Source organism: Streptococcus sp. HMSC078H12 (genome assembly GCF_001814615.1).
GTDB lineage: Bacteria > Bacillota > Bacilli > Lactobacillales > Streptococcaceae > Streptococcus > Streptococcus salivarius_F.
Genome location: NZ_KV817316.1, coordinates 479,430 through 499,113, shown reverse-complemented (window position 1 = coordinate 499,113; position 19,684 = coordinate 479,430). Strand labels below are relative to the sequence as shown.

At 38.3% G+C, this 19,684-nt stretch carries 20 protein-coding genes and 1 pseudogene; 5 read left to right on the top strand and 16 right to left on the bottom strand.

Features of this window, described 5'->3' with window-relative positions; all coding sequences use genetic code 11:
- Positions 1-22 precede the first annotated feature (22 nt).
- From HMPREF2979_RS03905 to HMPREF2979_RS03880, 6 genes are all read right to left on the bottom strand, one after another.
- Positions 23-292, bottom strand: a complete 270-nt coding sequence (locus tag HMPREF2979_RS03905; protein WP_002884134.1) for a DUF3165 family protein — start codon at positions 290-292, stop codon at positions 23-25.
- 19 nt (positions 293-311) lie between these two features.
- The gene (typA, locus tag HMPREF2979_RS03900) at positions 312-2,162 is read right to left on the bottom strand and encodes a translational GTPase TypA (protein WP_002884130.1); all 1,851 of its coding nucleotides are present in this window, start codon (positions 2,160-2,162) and stop codon (positions 312-314) included.
- 144 nt (positions 2,163-2,306) lie between these two features.
- Positions 2,307-3,275 (bottom strand): ROK family glucokinase, encoded by a 969-nt coding sequence (locus tag HMPREF2979_RS03895; RefSeq protein WP_013990790.1) that lies wholly within the window; start codon positions 3,273-3,275, stop codon positions 2,307-2,309.
- On the bottom strand, positions 3,250-3,474 hold the full coding sequence (locus HMPREF2979_RS03890; RefSeq protein WP_070655234.1) for a YqgQ family protein: 225 nt from the start codon (positions 3,472-3,474) through the stop codon (positions 3,250-3,252). The genes HMPREF2979_RS03895 and HMPREF2979_RS03890 overlap by 26 nt, the downstream gene beginning before the upstream one ends.
- Positions 3,475-3,576: 102 nt before the next feature.
- Entirely contained in the window at positions 3,577-4,014 is a 438-nt protein-coding gene (locus HMPREF2979_RS03885; protein ID WP_002884117.1) for a Fur family transcriptional regulator, read from the bottom strand.
- Positions 4,015-4,101: 87 nt separating this feature from the next.
- Positions 4,102-4,623: a Dps family protein gene (locus tag HMPREF2979_RS03880; RefSeq protein ID WP_014634248.1), complete on the bottom strand. Its 522-nt coding sequence runs from the start codon at positions 4,621-4,623 to the stop codon at positions 4,102-4,104.
- 109 nt (positions 4,624-4,732) lie between these two features.
- Here HMPREF2979_RS03880 and HMPREF2979_RS10065 point away from each other — a divergent pair, with 109 nt between their 5' ends.
- The gene (locus HMPREF2979_RS10065) at positions 4,733-5,389 is read left to right on the top strand and encodes a prepilin peptidase (RefSeq protein ID WP_073689708.1); all 657 of its coding nucleotides are present in this window, start codon (positions 4,733-4,735) and stop codon (positions 5,387-5,389) included.
- Between the two features lie 30 nt (positions 5,390-5,419).
- On the opposite strand, the gene HMPREF2979_RS03875 is transcribed toward HMPREF2979_RS10065, so the two are convergent.
- From HMPREF2979_RS03875 to HMPREF2979_RS03850, 6 genes are all read right to left on the bottom strand, one after another.
- Entirely contained in the window at positions 5,420-6,805 is a 1,386-nt protein-coding gene (locus HMPREF2979_RS03875; RefSeq protein ID WP_073689707.1) for a serine hydrolase, read from the bottom strand.
- Between the two features lie 97 nt (positions 6,806-6,902).
- Positions 6,903-7,508 carry a superoxide dismutase SodA gene (sodA, locus tag HMPREF2979_RS03870; protein WP_004182735.1) on the bottom strand — a complete coding sequence of 202 codons (606 nt, stop codon included), beginning with the start codon at positions 7,506-7,508 and terminating at the stop codon, positions 6,903-6,905.
- Positions 7,509-7,603: 95 nt separating this feature from the next.
- Positions 7,604-8,638: a DNA polymerase III subunit delta gene (gene holA / locus HMPREF2979_RS03865; protein ID WP_070655232.1), complete on the bottom strand. Its 1,035-nt coding sequence runs from the start codon at positions 8,636-8,638 to the stop codon at positions 7,604-7,606.
- Between the two features lie 67 nt (positions 8,639-8,705).
- Complete coding sequence (gene ppc / locus HMPREF2979_RS03860; RefSeq protein WP_021144379.1) at positions 8,706-11,528, bottom strand: phosphoenolpyruvate carboxylase; 2,823 nt, start codon at positions 11,526-11,528, stop codon at positions 8,706-8,708.
- Between the two features lie 175 nt (positions 11,529-11,703).
- Positions 11,704-12,099 (bottom strand): DUF4430 domain-containing protein, encoded by a 396-nt coding sequence (locus tag HMPREF2979_RS03855; RefSeq protein WP_070655230.1) that lies wholly within the window; start codon positions 12,097-12,099, stop codon positions 11,704-11,706.
- Entirely contained in the window at positions 12,096-12,569 is a 474-nt protein-coding gene (locus HMPREF2979_RS03850; protein ID WP_070655228.1) for a hypothetical protein, read from the bottom strand. Before HMPREF2979_RS03850 ends, HMPREF2979_RS03855 begins: the two co-directional genes overlap by 4 nt.
- Before the next feature lie 289 nt (positions 12,570-12,858).
- Between HMPREF2979_RS03850 and HMPREF2979_RS03845 the strand changes: the two genes are divergently transcribed.
- From HMPREF2979_RS03845 to HMPREF2979_RS03830, 4 genes are all read left to right on the top strand, one after another.
- Positions 12,859-13,587: a metal ABC transporter ATP-binding protein gene (locus HMPREF2979_RS03845; protein WP_070655226.1), complete on the top strand. Its 729-nt coding sequence runs from the start codon at positions 12,859-12,861 to the stop codon at positions 13,585-13,587.
- Positions 13,577-14,416, top strand: coding sequence for a metal ABC transporter permease (locus HMPREF2979_RS03840; protein ID WP_070655224.1), 840 nt, complete (start codon positions 13,577-13,579; stop codon positions 14,414-14,416). The genes HMPREF2979_RS03845 and HMPREF2979_RS03840 overlap by 11 nt, the downstream gene beginning before the upstream one ends.
- A gap of 20 nt (positions 14,417-14,436) precedes the next feature.
- Positions 14,437-15,363 carry a metal ABC transporter substrate-binding protein gene (locus HMPREF2979_RS03835; RefSeq protein WP_070655222.1) on the top strand — a complete coding sequence of 309 codons (927 nt, stop codon included), beginning with the start codon at positions 14,437-14,439 and terminating at the stop codon, positions 15,361-15,363.
- A 79-nt stretch (positions 15,364-15,442) separates the two neighbouring features.
- Positions 15,443-16,090 carry a metal-dependent transcriptional regulator gene (locus HMPREF2979_RS03830; RefSeq protein ID WP_037600899.1) on the top strand — a complete coding sequence of 216 codons (648 nt, stop codon included), beginning with the start codon at positions 15,443-15,445 and terminating at the stop codon, positions 16,088-16,090.
- A gap of 50 nt (positions 16,091-16,140) precedes the next feature.
- On the opposite strand, the gene htpX is transcribed toward HMPREF2979_RS03830, so the two are convergent.
- The 4 genes and pseudogenes from htpX to HMPREF2979_RS10430 form a co-directional block, all read right to left on the bottom strand.
- Positions 16,141-17,040, bottom strand: coding sequence for a zinc metalloprotease HtpX (gene htpX, locus HMPREF2979_RS03825; protein ID WP_002884129.1), 900 nt, complete (start codon positions 17,038-17,040; stop codon positions 16,141-16,143).
- A gap of 1 nt (position 17,041) precedes the next feature.
- Entirely contained in the window at positions 17,042-17,602 is a 561-nt protein-coding gene (locus HMPREF2979_RS03820) for a LemA family protein (protein ID WP_002884070.1), read from the bottom strand.
- Between the two features lie 148 nt (positions 17,603-17,750).
- Positions 17,751-18,755, bottom strand: a complete 1,005-nt coding sequence (locus HMPREF2979_RS03815; RefSeq protein WP_002884037.1) for a DNA/RNA non-specific endonuclease — start codon at positions 18,753-18,755, stop codon at positions 17,751-17,753.
- Between the two features lie 143 nt (positions 18,756-18,898).
- Positions 18,899-19,684, bottom strand: a pseudogene (locus HMPREF2979_RS10430) (alpha-1,3-glucanase); the annotation flags it as partial.

Below are 19,684 nucleotides of genomic sequence, written 5' to 3'. Positions count from 1 at the left end.
TTGACTTTTAATCTCATACTACTTATTTATCTTCATGTTCAGCTTTTTCATGATTAAGCTCTGACATAGCGAAAAAATCTTTCAAGGTGAAATAGCTCAATACAAGCATTCCCACCGTAACAAAGAACTCACCAGGTAAACTGAAGAATTTAATGATTGATAGCACTGCTAAAAGTAGGAGCAATGCTAAGGTAGCCATGACAAAGAGAAGATTCATGGTGTTTTTTACCGACTTTGGTGCAATAAAGAAATAGAATGATGCAATCAATATAGCAACAATCAGATAAAACATCTCTTCTCCTCTCTATATATTATTCAGCTTCTGCTGCTTTTTTCTTACGTTTATTGGCTTTATCACGCTCTGCTTTATTCAAAATTTGTTTACGCAAGCGGATAGATTCAGGCGTTACTTCCATGTACTCATCGTCATCCAAGAATTCAAGTGATTCTTCAAGAGTCAAGATACGTGGAGTCTTGATAACAGCCGTTTGGTCCTTAGTTGCTGAACGCACGTTTGTCATTTGTTTTGCTGTAGTGATATTGACACCAAGGTCATTTTCACGAGCATTTTCACCAACAATCATACCTTCATAAACTTCAGTACCTGGGTTAACAAAGATTGTACCGCGTTCTTCAATACGCATGATTGAGTAAGTTGTCGCTTTACCTGTATCGATAGATACGAGGGCACCACGGTGACGTCCACCAATTTCACCAGCAACAACTGGCAAGTATTGGTCGAAGGTATGGTTCATGATACCGTAACCACGTGTCATAGACAAGAATTCAGTTGAGAATCCGATAAGACCACGAGCTGGTACTAGGAAGATAAGACGTGTTTGACCGTTACCAACCATTTGCATATCAAGCATATCACCTTTACGCTCTGAAAGAGCTTGGATGATAGAACCTTGGTACTCTTCTGGAGTATCAATTTGAACACGTTCAAATGGCTCACATTTCACACCATCAATTTCTTTGATGATAACTTCTGGACGAGATACTTGAAGTTCGTATCCTTCACGACGCATTGTTTCGATAAGGATTGACAAGTGCAATTCCCCACGACCTGAGACAGTCCATTTATCTGGTGAATCAGTTGGATCAACACGAAGAGATACGTCTGTTTGCAACTCTGCCAAAAGACGCTCTTCAACCTTACGTGATGTCACGTGTTTACCTTCACGACCTGCAAATGGTGAGTTATTAGCCAAGAAAGTCATTTGAAGTGTTGGTTCGTCAATACGAAGAACTGGCAATGGTTCAACAGCATCAGTTGGTGTAATTGTTTCACCAACAAAGATGTCCTCCATACCTGAGATGGCAATCAAATCACCAGCTTTTGCTTCTTCAATTTCACGACGTTCCAAACCAAAGAAACCGAAAAGTTTTGTAACACGGAAGTTCTTTGTTGTTCCATCAAGTTTTGAAAGGGTAACTTGGTCACCAACTTTTACAGTTCCACGGAAGATACGTCCAATACCGATACGTCCAACGAAATCATTGTAGTCAAGAAGTGACACTTGGAATTGAAGAGGCTCATCTGAGTTATCTACAGGAGCTGGGATGTGGTCAATAATAGTGTCAAAGATTGGAGCCATAGTGTGCTCTTGATCAGCAGGGTTATCTGACAATGATGATGTTCCGTTAATCGCTGAAGCATACACAACTGGGAATTCCAACTGATCATCATCGGCACCAAGCTCGATGAAGAGTTCAAGAACTTCATCAACAACTTCTTCAGGACGAGCTGATGGTTTATCAATCTTGTTAACAACAACGATAGGTGTCAAGTTTTGCTCAAGCGCTTTTTTCAACACAAAACGTGTTTGAGGCATTGTACCTTCATAGGCATCGACAACAAGGACAACCCCATCAACCATTTTCATGATACGTTCAACTTCTCCACCAAAGTCCGCGTGACCTGGTGTATCCATGATGTTGATACGCGTACCGTTATAAGCAACGGCTGTATTTTTGGCAAGGATGGTAATTCCACGTTCTTTTTCAAGATCGTTTGAGTCCATTGCACGCTCATCAAGCTCTTTACGCTCGTCAAGAGTGTGTGATTGTTTCAACAATTCATCAACAAGTGTTGTTTTACCGTGGTCAACGTGGGCAATGATGGCTACGTTACGGATATCTTCTCTAAGTTTAGTCATTTTTTCCTCTTTAATTTTTATTTCAACTTTTAAAGTATACCACATTTTCAACAAAATGGCAGAGCTCAGCTGATTGTAAACGTTTTTCAACAAGAAAAAGGTGCTGTCCACCTATAATTGGTCAGACACACCTTCTGTCATTCATTAGTTATCAATTGTAAGTGCAAGGCTAGCAGCTCCGATGATACCAGCATCATTTCCAAGCTCTGCTAATTTCACTTTTGTTGTACGGCGAACTTGTGGGAATGCATAACGTGTAAAGTATCCTTCGACACGGCTACGCAAGAATTCACCAGCTGCTGAAACACCACCACCGATGACAACTGAATCTGGGTTAAGAATATTTGAGATATTTGCTGTTGCAAGTCCTAGGTATTCAGAGACCTTGTCAACGATGCTATCGGCAAACTTGTCGCCTTCGGCAGCGGCAACGAAAATATCTTTACTTGTTACTTGCTCACCATTATCTACAGCAGCTTTAATAGAAGAGTCACCTTCATATCCTTCTGCTAAATGACGTGCCAAACGTACGACACCTGTTGCAGAAGCTACAGTTTCCAAGCATCCTTTGTTTCCGCAAGTACATTCAAATCCTGTTTCAGGCTCAACGATAATGTGGCCAATTTCACCACCAGCACCGCCAACACCATGGATCAAGTTACCATCAGCGATAACGCCGCCACCAACTCCTGTTCCTAATGTCACAAAGACAACATCAGGATTGTTAGCACCAGCACCAACCCAACGTTCACCGAGGGCAGCAACGTTAGCATCATTATCAATTGCAAATGGAATACCGAGTTCTTTTTCGATGACAGATCCAACTTCTTGAGTTTCTGCCCAGTTCAAGTTGAAAGCACCAGTGACCGTTTTATTTTCACGATTAACAGCTCCTGGAGAACCCATACCAATTCCAATGAAATCTTCTGCAGTAAGTCCGTACATTTCCAAACGGTGTTTCAAAGACTCCACGATGTTAGGGACGATGTGACGACCATTTTCAAGCGTATTTGTTTCAATCGCCCATTTTTCTTGGACTTCACCTTCTGAAGTCAAAATACCAAATTTAACAGTTGTTCCACCAAGGTCAATTCCCAAGAGTTTTTTGCTCATTTTCTTTCTCCATTTCAATGCGATGTTCACGTCGTAAAATCATTTCAGCAGTAAGGTAGCTGTCCTTGTCCACCAAACCATTCTGGTAGAGGGCTTCTAATTCAATCTTCATCATTTCGATATCATAGAGCCTTTTTCCCAGGTAAACTACTATGCCAAACTGTTTCAACAACTGTTGAACGTCATATAAAGTTTTCATAGCAATATTTTAGCAAAAAGCTTCTGCCATGACAAGATAGTTTTGAAAACCTTTACAGATTATTGTATACTTCAAAAAAGACCTAAGTCATTTAGACTCAGGTTATTGACAATTCGGGCAAATCCCATGTAAAATCATCTGTTCACGAGTAATGCGAAATCCAGTTTGTGATTCTACCTCTTCCTTGAAAGACGGAATCGGTAAGTCTAAGTCAGTAATGTGACCACATTTTTCACAAACAATGTTTAAGTGGTCATGTCCCATAAAATCATAATAGGTTGTATTATCATTATTAACCTTGATTTCAGAGACAATTCCTTCTTCAACCAACACCTTCAGGTTGTTATAGACCGTCGCCAAACTCATCCCAGGATTGTCAGGGAGTAGGTCATAATATATCACATCTGCACTAGGGTGTTGATCAGACATCATCAAATAGCGAATAACAGCTTTACGAGATTCCGTCAACCGAATTCCTTTAGCTTTTAACTGATTTAGGACATCTTCATAAACGCCTAGACTACGTCGATGCTCAGACATATCGCCGCCTCCCCTCTTCTAAAAGTATTTTACGTCTATTATACACTTTTAGAGGAACTCTTGACAATCATCTTAACTCAAAAATGCTTATCTCAAGCCTGGAGCTTGTCCAAGTTCTGCAGTCAACATCCAGATTGTCTTATCAATTTCAGATTTAGCTGCAGTGAAGATATCATTTGAAGGAGCATCTCCTTCTTCATCTGTGATATCCAAACCAACTTGGAACAATACTGACAAATATTTGTATGTATCAACCAATAATTGGATTTGATCAGACATTGGTTTATCAAATGTACCAGTAGTTTCAGTCAAGCCTGAATTAGATGAAAATTCTACCAAAGTTGAGTATGGTTCCCCACCAATAGTAATCAAACGTTCACTAACAACATCAAGATGAGCATTCAAACTATCCATCAATTCATCCATTTTTGGATGAAGATAGAGGAAACCAGGACCACGCATATACCAATGAACTTGGTGAACAATTGAAGCCGCTACAGACAAATCAGCAACTGCTTGATTCAAAACTGCTTTAGTTTTTGTATATGAAGGTGTTTCAGCTTGTTGGTTAACTGTTTCATTGATTGTTTCTTTAATTGAATCTACCATATTAATTCTCCTTATTTAGAATTACTATTATTTATACTTTTATTTTAGAATATTTCTAAATAAGATGCAAGTAAAATGCTTTTTCTCACTCTTTTTCGAATAATTAGGTATGTTAAGTATTATTTATTTTTTTCTAGGAGCCTCTTTAGGTTCATTTATCGGACTAATTTGTGATCGTTTTCCTGAAAAGTCGATTATTTTTCCTAGTAGTCACTGTAGTCACTGCAAGCATCAGTTGTGTTTTTTCGAGATGATCCCTATCCTCTCACAACTTTTCTTAAGATCTCGATGTCGTTCATGTCAGACTCCTATCCCTCTTCGTTACCTCTTTATGGAACTATTTTGTGGAGTAATATGCCTTCTATATTTTTATGACTTTTTAAGTCTTGAAGTAACCTACTTTCTTTACTTCAGCCTTTGTCTATCAATTTTTGATTTGAGACATAAATCCTATCCGCTTCTGATTTGGATAGTTGGAACAGTCCCACTCTTATTCATGGGCAACTACTACCTCACATTTGCCTTGGGGATTACCATCGCTACCCTTTCTTATATGAAACATCTAAATATTGGGGAAGGAGATTTTCTCTATTTAGCAAGTGCCTCCCTTATTTTCCCATTTTCAAAAATACTACTTATTATCGAAATTGCCTGCCTATTAGGACTAGCTTACTTCCTTCTACGAAGAAATCTTAAGGAATGCATCGCATTTGTCCCATTTCTTTTTCTAGGGATAGTACTTCTTACTTTTTGTTCAATTATATAGAAAAAAGCCGATAAATTCGGCTTTTCTTTATTAGTTCATATTGACACGGTGCCACTCATTAATGACATAAGAGAGCATTCCTAATTGTTGGAGACCCCAACCGCTGATTTCATCTGAATTTTCAGTTGATCCACCAAGGTAACGTGTATAGATTGCAACCATATAAGGTGTATCTTCCATAACGATAGCATCAACGTTAAGTGCTTCACGGACATAACCTGGTTTTTGATAAATTGTCAGATTAGGAAGATATGTCTTGTAGTACTCATTAGGGAATGACTCACCAATGTAGTGAAGGATATCCTTGTAATTATCTTGATGTTTCCAGAGATAATCCAAAACTTGGATGTAATAATCCGTTGTTGTCTTATTACCATGCATTTGGATAGTCTTCACTTCACCTTTTGATTTACCGTATTTATCGAGCATGCCATAGAATTTTTCCATACCACCAAGACGCTCCGCCAAAGCGTAGGCAGGAGTATTCTCAGAGTATACAAGAGAATATTCTTGCATCTCTGGAATAGTCATTGAACCACCGAAAGCAGCAACATAATTATCATGTTCACCTTGGTATTCATACTCAGTATTAGTAATATCAAAACGTTCAGTTAAAGAAAGTTTACCCTTGTTAACCTCATCCATGACAAGCATGTTTAGTGGCAATTTATAAGTTGATCCTGCAGTCATTGGCTGAGTATCATTCATAGAGAATTGCTCATTTGTCTTGGTATTTTTATATGAAAAGGCAATTTGGCTAGACTCGATTCCTTGGTCAGCCATAAATGCTTCAACCACTTGGTTCAATGTCATGTTAGCATAATCATAATACAAGCCATTACCATACATAGTATCTGCATCTGCTTCCATAACTGCTTGTTTAGCTTCGGCTGATTTATTAGTTGGAGTTACCTTTTCCTCTTTTTCTTTGTCTTCTTTTTTAGTGACTTTAGAACTAGATCCGAAGATATTTCCAAGGCCACCAGTGTGACCAGCTTGTTTACCACGTCCTGCTAAAGCAAGCATGGCAACAAACAAAAGAATTACCAAAACACCTAGGAAGGCTAAGATAAGATAAGCTTTTTTATCATCACGAGATGATTTTGATTTAGCTTTAGATTTCTTAGAACGCTTACTTCTAAGTGCCAAGGTTTCAGTTTTTGCTTCGTTTTCCTTGTGTTCAACTGGTACTACTGTTTCCTCAGCTGACTTCTTGTCTACTGATTTTTTAGAAGTCTTTTTAGCATCTTTTTTCGATGCTTTTTTGTTGTCTTTCTTAGCGTCTTTTTTGACATCTTTTTTAGTATCTTTAGTGTCTTTTTGAAGGTCTTGTTTTACCGAATCTTTCTTTTTTTCTTTAGTTTTTCGGCGGCTTCCACTATACTTTTTGCTTGAATGTTTTTTCTTTTTTTTCATAACAATTATAGTTTAAGCTATAATTCACTAAAAATCAAGGAGATTTTACAATCATATTACAAAAAAATTATCCCCAATAGTGAGGATAATTTTAAACTTATTTAGCTGCAGCATAAAGCTCAGCAACTTTATTCCAGTTAATGATTTCAAAGAAAGCTTTGATGTAGTTTGGACGTACGTTACGGTAGTTTAGGTAGTATGCATGTTCCCAAACATCAAGTGCCAAGATTGGTTTCTTACCATCTGAGATAGGAGTGTCTTGGTTAGCTGTTGAAACGACTTCAAGCTTACCTTCAGCGTTAACAACAAGCCATGCCCAACCTGAACCAAAACGAGTTGTTGCTGCTGCTGTGAAAGCTTCTTGGAAAGCTTCAAATGAGCCAAAAGCTTCGTTAATAGCAGCTGCTACTTCTGCAGTTGGTTCTTGTTTTTCAGGAGACAAGAGTTCCCAGAAAAGTGCGTGGTTAAGGTGTCCACCACCATTGTTAATAAGTGCTTGACGGATATCTGCTGGAATTTGTTCCACATCAGCCAAAAGTGCTTCAAGGTCTTCACCAATTTCTGGGTGTTTTTCAAGAGCAGCATTAGCATTTGCTACATAAGTTGCGTGGTGTTTGTCGTGGTGAAGAGTCATTGTTTCAGCATCAATGTATGGTTCCAAAGCGTCGTAAGCGTAAGGAAGGTCTGGAAGGATAATTGCCATAGTAAAGGTCCTCTTTTCATTTTTTCTTCATTTTACCGTAAAGTGGTAGAGCTTTCAAAAATTTTGCTTACAAAATCAAAGAAAACTCCAAATTTCTAGCGGTTTGATATGATTTTTAAAAGTGCTAAATCAAACAAGTAATCTTTATCTAAAGTTCCTGTTTTTATCTGGTAATCTGTCTCTACTAAAATCTTAATCGTCTTTTTTAAGAATGCTACTGACAAAGGACGGCTATCTCTCAGTGCAAAACGAACCTGAAATTGATTGACTTTACGCCCTAAATAATCTGACAGACTTGAAACAATCTGCTGCTCACTTTTGCCTTGAGCAGATAAGAGTTTAACCTGTAAATAGGTACGAAATTGTCCCAACATCACAGCAATCAACTTAATCTCATCTTCACCCTGAAGCCGTAAATCATGAACCAATTCACGAACACTCTGAATCTGGCCTCGCAAAAGAAGTTGCGTCATATCAAAAATATTATCTTGCAAACTTTTAGGAATGGCATCAGCAATATCCTGTGATGAGATATTTCCTTCTGTTTTATACCCCTTTAGAAAAGCTAAGTTTTTTTGAACATCTGAAAAGTCAAAATTTGACTTAATCAAAAGTTCCTCAAAGACTCCTGTATCAAATGTAAGCCCCTCTTGATGCGCCTGCTTTTGAAAATAGGTTCTAAGTTCTGCATCTTTTAAGGGACTGGCTTCAAGCACCATGGCATCACGTTTGAGAAGTTTGACTAAACGCCGCTTTCCATCTAGCTTTCCTGCAGACATTAAGACAAGACGTGTTGTTTCAACAGGAGACTCAAGATAATTTTCAAGGCGCTTCAACTCTTTCTCATCCAGATACGATTTTTTAGCAGTAGTCATATCTGCGAAATGATCAAAAATGACCACCTTTTCATCTGCAAAAAAAGGCATGCTTTCTAAATCGAGCTCAGCATCTTGATAATCAGTCTCTGACATATCAAAATAAGAATAGGTTAAGTCACCGGGATCAAAACCAATTTGTTTTAAAAATTTTTCTTTAGCTTGACTATACTGCCCTAAATCCTCGCCCGCCAAGACCGTTATCATGGGGAGCTTTTCTTTGGACAGCTTTTCAATCGTTTCCATAGCAATCATGGTTTTATTATAACAGAATTTTCACCATAACAAAAAGCCCACCACCAAAGTGATGAGCTTTACTTTATTAACCAGAGTTACGAAGGCCTGTTGCAATACCGTTGATGGTAATGTGAATAAGGCTAATTTCGTCATCGGTCAAATCATTGTTACGAAGACGTTTAATCAATTCAATTTGGATGTAGTTCAAGACATTGAAGTATGGCAAACGGAAGTCCAAACTTGCTTTAAGCGATGGACTTTCATCAAGGAAGCCATCATGTTTTTCAATAGCAAGAATAACATCCTTAGTCAACTGCCACTCATCCAAAATAATATTGAAGACACTACGTACTTCTTCACTCTCTGCCAATTGTGCATAGTGGAAGGCGATATTCATGTCTGATTTTGAAAGAACCATGTCCACGTTTGACAAAAGTGAACGGAAGAATGGCCATGTTTCAAACATATGTTGAAGTTTCTCAAGGTTGCCTTCTTCAGCTTGGATAAAGCGATTAAAGGCAGAACCCACACCATACCAACCTGGGAACATGATACGGTTTTGTGACCATGAGAATACCCAAGGAATCGCACGAAGACCAGAAATCTCAGTAATAGTCTTACGAGCTGCTGGACGAGAACCGATATTCAAGCTTGACACTTCTTTAATAGGGCTTGCTTCAAAGAAGTAATCATAGAAATGTTCGTTTCCAAAGACTAAATCGCGATAGATAACATTAGAATCATGAACAATACCGTCCATAATTTCACGGAAATCAACCAATTCATCTGGGTCCGCAATTTGACGTGTTACCATACGGTCAAGGGCAGCTGAAACAAGCATTTCAAGATTATAGTAGGCAGCATCCTTATTACCATATTTATTACCGATAACTTCACCTTGTTCAGTCAAACGGATACGGTCTTTAATGGTACCAAATGGTTGAGACGTAATAGCATCGTATGATGGGCCACCACCACGACCGACAGTACCACCACGGCCATGGAAGAAGGTAATCTTAATGCCACGCTCTTCACCAATCTTAGTCAATTCATTTTGAGCTTTGTAAAGCGTCCAACCTGAAGATAAGTAACCACCATCTTTGTTAGAGTCTGAGTAACCCAACATGATTTCTTGGTAGTTGTTGCTATTCTTGATCCAACGTTTAACGATATCATAACCAAGATATTGTTTCATGATATCATTAGAGTTTTCCAAGTCTTCGATAGTTTCAAAAAGTGGAACGATTTGGACACGCGCACGTTCTGTATCAACCAAGCCAACTTCTTTAAGAAGGATAGCCAACTCAAACATATCAGAAACGCTCTCAGTGTGAGAAATGATATGTTGTTTGATGACATCTTCACCGATATAGTCTTTCAAAAGACGAGCAGTGCGGAAGATTGCCAATTCTTTTTCAAGTGTTTCAGACTTAGGCACATTAGTTGATGACAAGGTACGAGGATCTTCTTGCAATTCTTTAAGAAGAACAGCAACCTTTTCAACCTCTGTTAATTCACTATAGTTATCAACAATATTTGCAGATTTAAGCAACTCTGCTACACATGCTTCATGAACACTAGAATCTTGACGCATATCGATTGTAGCAAGATAGAAACCAAAGACTTCTACAGCTTGAAGAAGCTCTTCGAAATCACCTGAAATCAAGACAGCATCGTCATTTTCAAGAAGTGAATTTTTGATCGCCAAAAGATCGTCATGGAAGGCATCTGCTGTTTCGTAGAATTCTGTTGTTTGTTGTGAGACAGCTTGAAGACTTTGGCTGAGACGTTGTTGCACGTAATCAGCTACTACTTCACCTGTTGAAGCCGAACCCAGACGAACATTTTCAGAAAGGCGTTTAGCAACTCTTTCCTTGCTGAAGTTTCCTTCTTTAAAGAAAAGAAGTGTTTGAATCAACTTAGACTGGATGTAACTGAAAGCACGACGGTAAGGTTCATTTTCACGATAAACAGATGTATCTGGAGAATGTTTCGCCATCTCTGCTACTGTATCTGAAACCTTAGTCAAGCGTGATGAAAGGGAGAATGAACGGTAAAGATTATCAACTTTTTCGATATAGTAGTTGAGGATAACTTCACTTTGTACTGTTGCAGAAAGTTTAAGAGTTTCTGCTGTTACAAATGGGTTCCCGTCACGGTCACCACCAATCCACATACCCATAGTAATAGGTGTTGGATTGTCAAGTTCAATACCTTTTTCAACCGCTAAACGTTTGAATTCATGCGATAAGTTTGTAATCGCCTTAATCAATGAGGAGTTGTAATACTCCATAACGTTAGTGATTTCATTTTTAACCTTAAGTTTTTTCTCACGAATGATATCTGTTTGCATCATAATTTCTACATAACGACGCAAATCTGCATACCATTTATCCTTGTTAATAAGACCAGCCTTAACATCACGATGCTTACGGAGAAGTTCGTGAATGTGGTTAGTCAATTCAAGCATAGTTTTACGTTGAACCTGAGTTGGGTGAGCTGTCAAAACTGGCACGACATTGACATGTTCAAGAATGTCACGTGCATTATCACTTTCAGCGACAACATCAAAGGTTTCAGACAACTTACCTAGATAAGATTCATCAATATTGTTCTTGTGGTTGACTTCATAAGCCAAATCCACGTCCTCAGAGATATTAATCAAGAGAGGTAACAAAGAGAAATAACGTGATGCAACGACCATATCGTCATTCGTCATTTCTGAAATGGCTTGTGTAAGGGCCACATAGTCACCTTCATCATAAAGTTCAACCAAATGTTGGATAGTTGTGAGACCTTGCTCTCCAGCCATGCCTCGTGTTGCATCATCCAACAATTCTTTCAAGATACCAACTTCTTCAGAGATGATTTCCTGGTTGTTACTGCTTTCCAATTTGTTAAAAGCCAAACCGTATTCTCCTTACTTTATGTAGTACCCTTTTATCATATCACTTTTAAAACAAAAGTAAACTATTTTCCTTTAAATCGTCAGTTATTTTGCAATTTTCCGACTTTTTCAAACAATTATTTAAGTCTATTTCCGAACTTTATAAAAAAAAGACTCTGAAACAGAGTTCAGAATCTTAATTATACTTTTTTTGATAGAATTTGATTTCATCGCCATCTTCAACCTTAAGTTGGTTGGCTGCTTTTTCACCAAGTTTCCCATTAACATCAAACATCCAATAGATGCCCTTATCTTTATCTTGAGAAATACCATCAATCTCAGTGATGAAGCCATCGTTTTCTTGAACAGGATAGACCTCTTCCAAGACATCAAGTACTGTATCCCCTTTTTGGATTTCTACTGATTTTTTCTTACTTTCCTTGTCAGTTTTCAAAATCAAAGTCACCTGACCTTGAACCTTAGACTGATGATTGTTTGTGCTACTAGTAAGTTTAGCTGCCTCATTTTTTCCGCAGGCTGCTAGGGTAACAAGTGATAAGGCGAGAAAGAGATAGGTCGATAATTTTTTCATTTCAAAAACCTCCTAAAAATAGACTGGATGAATGGATAAAATAGAAGCGTCGATACTGCATGATAGGTGTCGTAAAGTAGACCAGAAATAACAAAGGTAATCCCACTTTTAAATAGGAGGCCATAGCTGTAATCCATAAGAACCCCATAGAAAAAGGACAAAAGAGTTACTAAAGCAATCTGCCAAACAAGTGACAACCTAGGTGCAATCAAACTCCAAAGAGCCATCAATACGCCGAAGGTCAGAATCTGATTAAAGACCCAGGGACCAAAACCAAAGATGAATCCTGAGATGGACATGGTTAAAGCCATAATCAATAGACCATCAAGCAAACCCAAATAAAGAACAGCCACAAAAAACATAGCTGTAATAGGCTGAATATTTGGCAATCCTATAAATGCTGACCGCAATCCTACTGCCAGAGCTGACAGAATGGCTATTCGAGCCATTCGTTGAATCGTTAATTTCATATATCTATTATGCCAGAAATAAGGAAATATGACTAGTTTTAAAAAATAAAAACTAAAGATTTCTTGAAATACAGACTGAGATCGTACAAATTGTAGAAAATAACGTTCCTTGTTGCCTCTCCCAAATATCAAACAGTTTGAGCAGGCTGAATATTTGATATAAAAAGTGTACTCTCATTCACTATCCTCTGTCATCTTGATAACACTACATAATTCAGTTAAGTTAATTACAAAAGTTAACTTGACTTAATTATTATTTTAAAGTATATTAAACTCAAGGAGGTAGCTAATGATTCAAATTGAAAATATTAATGTGTCTTACAAAGAGACATTAGCTCTGGATAATATCACCTTAAACTTGGAGGGCCCTAGTATTACTGGGATTATTGGACCAAATGGTGCTGGTAAATCAACTCTAATTAAAGCATTAATTGATATTATTCCTCACTCTGGAAAAATCCTTTTCAATAAACAACCTATTCGTCAGCAATTGAATCGTATTTCCTATGTTGCACAGAAGGCTGATATTGATTTTAACTTTCCGATTACTGTCAGAGAGTGCATCTCTCTAGGACTCTATCCCAAAACCAAGTTCTTTAAACGTCTATCTAAAAGTGATTGGTCTAAGGTCACAGATGCTTTAACACTACTCGGTCTAAATGATTTGGCTCATCGACAAATAAGCCAATTATCAGGCGGTCAATTTCAACGTGTTCTAATCGCTCGTTGTCTTGTACAAGAGGCTGATATTATTTTATTAGATGAGCCTTTTGTAGGGATTGACTCCGTTAGCGAAGATATTATCATGAACACCTTGAGAGAACTTAGGGACAAAGGTAAGCTTATTCTTATTGTCCACCATGATTTGAGCAAAGTTCCTCATTATTTTGACCAAGTTATCCTCCTCAATCGTAAACTGATTGCTAGTGGGCCTACTACTCTTATTTTTAATGAGGATAATCTCCGTAAAACCTACGGTAACAGTTTATTTTATAAAGGAGATGTAAATGATTTCTGAATTTATTGATGGTTTGCTAAATTTCCACTTCTTACAAAATGCTCTTATAACGGCTTTAGTTATTGGAATTGTCGGGGGTGCTGTTGGTTGTTTTATTATTCTAAGAGGGATGTCACTTATGGGTGATGCAATTTCACATGCGGTTCTACCTGGGGTAGCCATTTCCTTTATCTTGGGTATTAACTTTTTCATAGGAGCCATCATCTTTGGACTTTTAGCTTCTACAATGATTACCTATATCAAAAGCAATTCCATTATTAAGAGTGACACGGCAATTGGGATTACCTTTTCGAGCTTTCTAGCTCTCGGTATTATTCTCATCGGTGTTGCTAATAGTTCCACAGATCTCTTTCATATTCTCTTCGGGAATATTCTAGCTGTACAAGACATGGATATGTGGATAACGATTATCGTTTCACTGATCGTACTAGCAACTATTACAATCTTCTTTCGCCCTCTACTCCTAACTTCCTTTGATCCAATTTTGGCCAAGTCAATGGGAGTTAAAGTCTCCTTCTACCATTACTTACTGATGGTTATTTTAACCTTGGTTGCTGTAACTGCCATGCAAAGTGTCGGTACTATTCTTATTGTGGCACTTTTAATTACACCGGCTGCGACTGCCTACCTTTATGCTCATAGCCTAAAAACAATGATTCTTCTCTCATCAGGATTGGGGGCTCTGGCATCTGTTCTAGGTCTTTTTATCGGCTATAGTTTTAATATTGCAGCTGGTTCGAGCATTGTATTAACGTCTGCTCTACTCTTTCTCATCAGCTTTTTCATCGCCCCTAAACAAAGTGGCATGAAAAAAACTTGTAAACAATAAAATAATAGGATGAAAAAAATATGAAAAAAATACTATCAACAATAGTACTACTACTTTTAGCGGTAGTTACTCTAACAGCTTGTACCAATAAACAAGGCAGTAGCAAGGATAAATTACGAGTCGTTACGACCAATTCCATTATTGCCGATATCACCAAAAATATTGCTGGAGATAAAATCACTCTCCACTCTATTGTCCCCGTTGGTAAGGATCCTCACGAATACGAACCTCTTCCTGATGATGTAAAGAAGACCTCACAAGCTGACTTGATTTTTTACAACGGCATCAATTTAGAAACTGGTGGAAATGCTTGGTTTACTAAGTTAGTCAAGAATGCTCATAAGACAGAAAATAAAGATTATTTTGCAGTTAGTGATGGTGTTGAGGTAATTTACCTTGAAGGGCAATCAGAAAAAGGTAAGGAAGATCCCCACGCTTGGCTTAATCTGGAAAATGGGATTATTTATGCTCAAAATATTGCTAAGCAACTGATTGCTAAGGACCCTAAAAACAAGACCTACTACGAAAAGAATCTAAAATCCTATACTGACAAACTTAGTAAACTGGACCAAGAAGCTAAAGAGACATTTAACAAGATTCCCGATGAGAAAAAACTGATTGTCACTAGTGAAGGATGCTTCAAATACTTCTCTAAAGCCTATGGCGTACCATCTGCCTACATCTGGGAAATCAATACAGAAGAAGAAGGCACACCAGACCAAATCAAAACACTCGTGGAAAAACTACGTCAAACAAAGGTACCAGCTCTCTTTGTCGAATCTAGTGTCGATGAACGCCCTATGAAAACAGTATCTAAGGATACCAATATTCCTATTTATGCAAAGATCTTTACAGATTCTATTGCTGAAAAAGGGCAAAACGGTGATAGCTACTACAACATGATGAAATATAATCTGGATAAAATCTCCCAAGGCTTGAATCAGTAAAAATCTTATCTAAGAAATATTCTGTATTCTTATGATAAATCTGTTATACTAAGGTGAGACTATTTTCAAAGGAAGAGAAATGACACCTAACAAAGAAGACTACCTCAAATGTATCTATGAGATTGGTACTGAAGAAGGTAAAATAAGCAATAAGGAAATCGCAAACCGTATGCAGGTGTCTCCACCTGCTGTGACGGAAATGATTAAGAAATTGATTTCAGAAGACCTCATCATCAAAGACAAAGTCAAGGGCTATCTTCTAACGAAAACTGGTAAAATCAATGTCGCTGAACTCTATCGGAAACATCGCCTCATCGAAGTCTTTTTGGTGGACCACTTGCAATATACTTGCGACCTAATTCATCAAGAGGCTGAAATTTTAGAGCATACTGTCTCTGATCACTTTATCAATGCCCTTGACCGCCTACTCAATTACCCCCAAACCTGTCCACACGGTGGGCAAATCCCCAAGTCAGGCCAGCTCATAGAGGAAATCTACAACCAGACTTTTACACAAGACTTAACTCCTGGAGACTATGTACTTCGTCGAGTTCAGGATCAAATTGATTTACTCCATTATTTGGAAACTGTCGGTCTTAAAATTGGAGTAACTTTTACCTTGAAAGGCTTTGACCCTTTTACACAACTCTACCGCCTGAATATTGATGGAAAAGAAATTCAAATTCCAGAAACTGTTGCTAGCAACCTTTATATTGAATCAAACTAAAAAAGTGAGGCTGATAAACACCCTTAGAAGTGTCATCAGTCTCACTTTTTTTACATTTGTTTCAAGCGTTCCACCCGTTCTGAAATTGGTGGGTGCGTATAAAAGAGCTTCTGCAAACCAGATTCCTTTTTAGGATCATTGATATAGAGAGCTGCGCTAGCATCATCCACGTGATGTTGCATCGGTTCACTATGATCAAGTTTAAGCAGAGCATTAATCATACCTTGCGGGTTACGTGTTAATTCGACACTAGAAGCATCAGCTAGAAATTCACGCTGACGTGAAATAGCCAACTGAACCAAGGTAGCTGCCAAAGGCGCAAGGATAATGGCAATCAAGGAAATAATGAGAAGAATAATCTCCAAGCCACTACTTCCATTACGGTCATCATCATTACGACGACGGCCTCCACCCCAGAACATCATATTGCGAGCCATACCAGCTAGCATGGTGATGGCAGATGCCAAGGCTACTGCAATAGTCGAAATACGGATATCGTAGTTGCGAATATGACTCACTTCATGTCCAATAACTCCTTCAAGTTCCTCACGATTCATAACCGCAAGAAGACCTGTTGTAGCAGCTACAGCAGCATTTTTAGGGCTAGATCCCGTTGCAAAAGCATTCATTGAAGGATCATCGACAATAAAGACACGTGGCATCGGTATTTGTGCCACCATAGCCATATCCTCAACGACATGATAAAGGTTCGGAGCGGTTTGTTCGTCAACCTCTCGTGCACCATTCATAGCCATAACGACATTGGTTGATTGGAAAATCATGGTAACGGCATAGATAAAACCGATAACTAGAGCAAGAATCAGACCACCGAAGCCTGAACCTAACCAAAGATAGCCGACACCGTAACCAACAAGGCCCAACAAGAGGAAAAAGACCAGGAGCAAAAGCCAAGTCTTTCTCTTATTTCGAGCAATCTGATCAAATAACATATTAGTTACCTAGTCCACTGAAATCAACCTTAGGAACAGCTTTTTCTTCTTCTGGTGTTTCAAGGAATTCAGCAGCCTTAAAGCTAAACATCTTAGCAATAACATTGCTTGGGAATGTTTCCAATTTCACATTGTAGTTACTTGTCACACTGTTATAAAGTTGACGTGAATAGGCAATTTTGTTTTCAGTGTTCGTCAACTCTTCTTGAAGCTGGCTGAAGTTGGCACTAGCCTTAAGGTCAGGGTAACTTTCAGCAACCGCAAAGATTCCAGAGACCTGACGTGTCAATTCATCACTAGCACGCATCGCTTCTGCAGGTGAAGTCGCAGCTGCTACTTGATTACGAAGTTCTGCTACTTTTTCAAGCGTTGAACCTTCGTATTTCGCATATCCCTTAACAGTTTCAATCAAGTTAGGAAGAAGGTCATTACGACGTTTCAACTGAACATCAATTTGACTCCATGCCTCCTTAGTCTGCATACGGCTTTTAACCAAGCCGTTATAACTTGCAATAACAAAAATTACAAGAACAACGATAATGGCAATAATAATCCAAATCATATTTTTATTCCTTTCTTGTACTGAAAAAGAGTCAATTAACCTCTCTTTCAAGTATCTTTGATAGTCTCAGTATATCAAATTTTCAGATAAAAGTGGTAAAATGTGAGTCGTTTTACAAAAAAACTGGACAAGATGTCCAGTTTTTGTATTACTCTTTAGACGTGTGTCGTTTACCTTGGGCTAGGGCATCTGCTTCTGTCATTGTAACGACATTTGCTTTGTTGGTATTGCTAGGCATACTGTTGATGTCATACCAATAAACATCTGCTGTACCATGACGCGCCACATAAACTGTTCGACTTTCTTCTTGTGCAGGTTGCACAGGCTCTGGCTCAGAACTTGGTTGTTCAGTCACCTGTGAACTCTCAGAACTAGGCTCAGATGGCGCTTCAGTAAATTCAGTAACCGTATTTGTCGCTGTCCCATCTGCATAATTGATTTCTGCATTTGGTGATTGGTTATCCAAGATAACATGCGTAACTCCCTGACTGTCAAGAGTCTCCTTATCTCCACCAAGTTTAATTTCCAAGAGATTTCCAGAACTATCAATACCAACATACTGAAGTTCTACTTGACGAGGCAACAACTCGTCTCCACTGTAGATAGCTGTTACCTTATAGTCTAACCAATAGTTAGGGTGTAGTGCTAGCCAGTTATCCAAACGATTCTCGTAATAAAGCATTCCTGACTGATTACCTTCGTCGGTTCCTTTATAATTTCCAGAATTCAACCAGGCAGTCATAGGTACTAAATTCTTGCCCTCGTCATTGACACCAGAAAACTGATAGCCAATCAAATGCCCTCGATTCATTAGCCAAGATTTTGATTTACCGTCACCATAATAAAACTTATAGTTATGCCATCCTACAGGATCATATTTTATTTTACCGGGACGCTTATTCTTCGGCTCGTCCTTATCTTGTAACTGTATATGAGCACTGTGGGCACGTCCTAGCTGGTCCTTCTCCTCCATGACAAACTGCTTTTGACCATTAAAAGTCAAGATACCATTGTTCTCATCCGCTTGAACCACTTGAGAGCTCACAGCCGAAGATTGTTTGCTAGTATCAAATGAAAATCCGAATCCTAAAGTAAATACTAAAACAAGAAGAGCAAATAAACGAATCCTACTATTTCTTTTTTCTTTCATCATCTTAACTCCTTAATTTTTCTTATCACTTTAATTATACAGGACCAAATCAAAGTGGATGATTAAAAATAAAGAATAATGATATTAGGTATCTTAGAGCTTGCTTAAAAACAAAAACACCCAATTTAATGGATGTTTCTTACCTATTATTTACCTGCTTTTTTACCTTGTTTTGTAAGATAAACTGTAGATATACTTAGTGCTGCAGCAACTCCGACAAGAAGGAAGACCGTTGTCGTATTAGACTTACCTTTTTCTTTTGAAGTGCTAGCTTGGCTTTCAGAACTCTTGGCCACCTGTTTTGCCTCAGTTGCTTTATCAATACGAGCGACATTCTTAGGTGTGTCATCCTTCTTGCTTTCCGCCAATTCTGACAAATCACTGCTAATCTCTTTGGCAACACCTTCAGAGCTTGTAAGTGATGCCGCTTCTGAGGCTAATGTTTCAGAGGCCATAACCGCCATAACTTTACTTGCAATCATATCCACAGACTTCTCATTCAAAAGAGAATTATAGCGAATAGCTTCTGAGGCGAGCTGACTGCTTGTTACAGAGATTTTTAGGTCATTGTTATAAGCGACCTGACTATTTGGTAAGATGCTGACAACTTCAGATGTACGTGCTATTGTTGGAGATTCAGAAACTTTGACATCAACCTGACTTGTTGAACCTTTTTCAATAACTTCTGAAGAAACCTCACTTATCGGATCTTTTTGTGTGCTTTCTGAAGTTGGAGATTTCTCTGGGCTGTCAGAAGTAATTGCTACGTCAACCTGACTAGTAGATGAAGCTACTGAAGTTTCCTCATTCTTTGGTGACTCAGAGGCTGGAGCAGTTGAGCTTGCTTCACTCTTTGGTGTTTCTGAAACTGAAGACTCTGAGATCACTTCACTGTTAGAAGCTTCAGAAACTGGAGTGCTTGAACTTGCCTC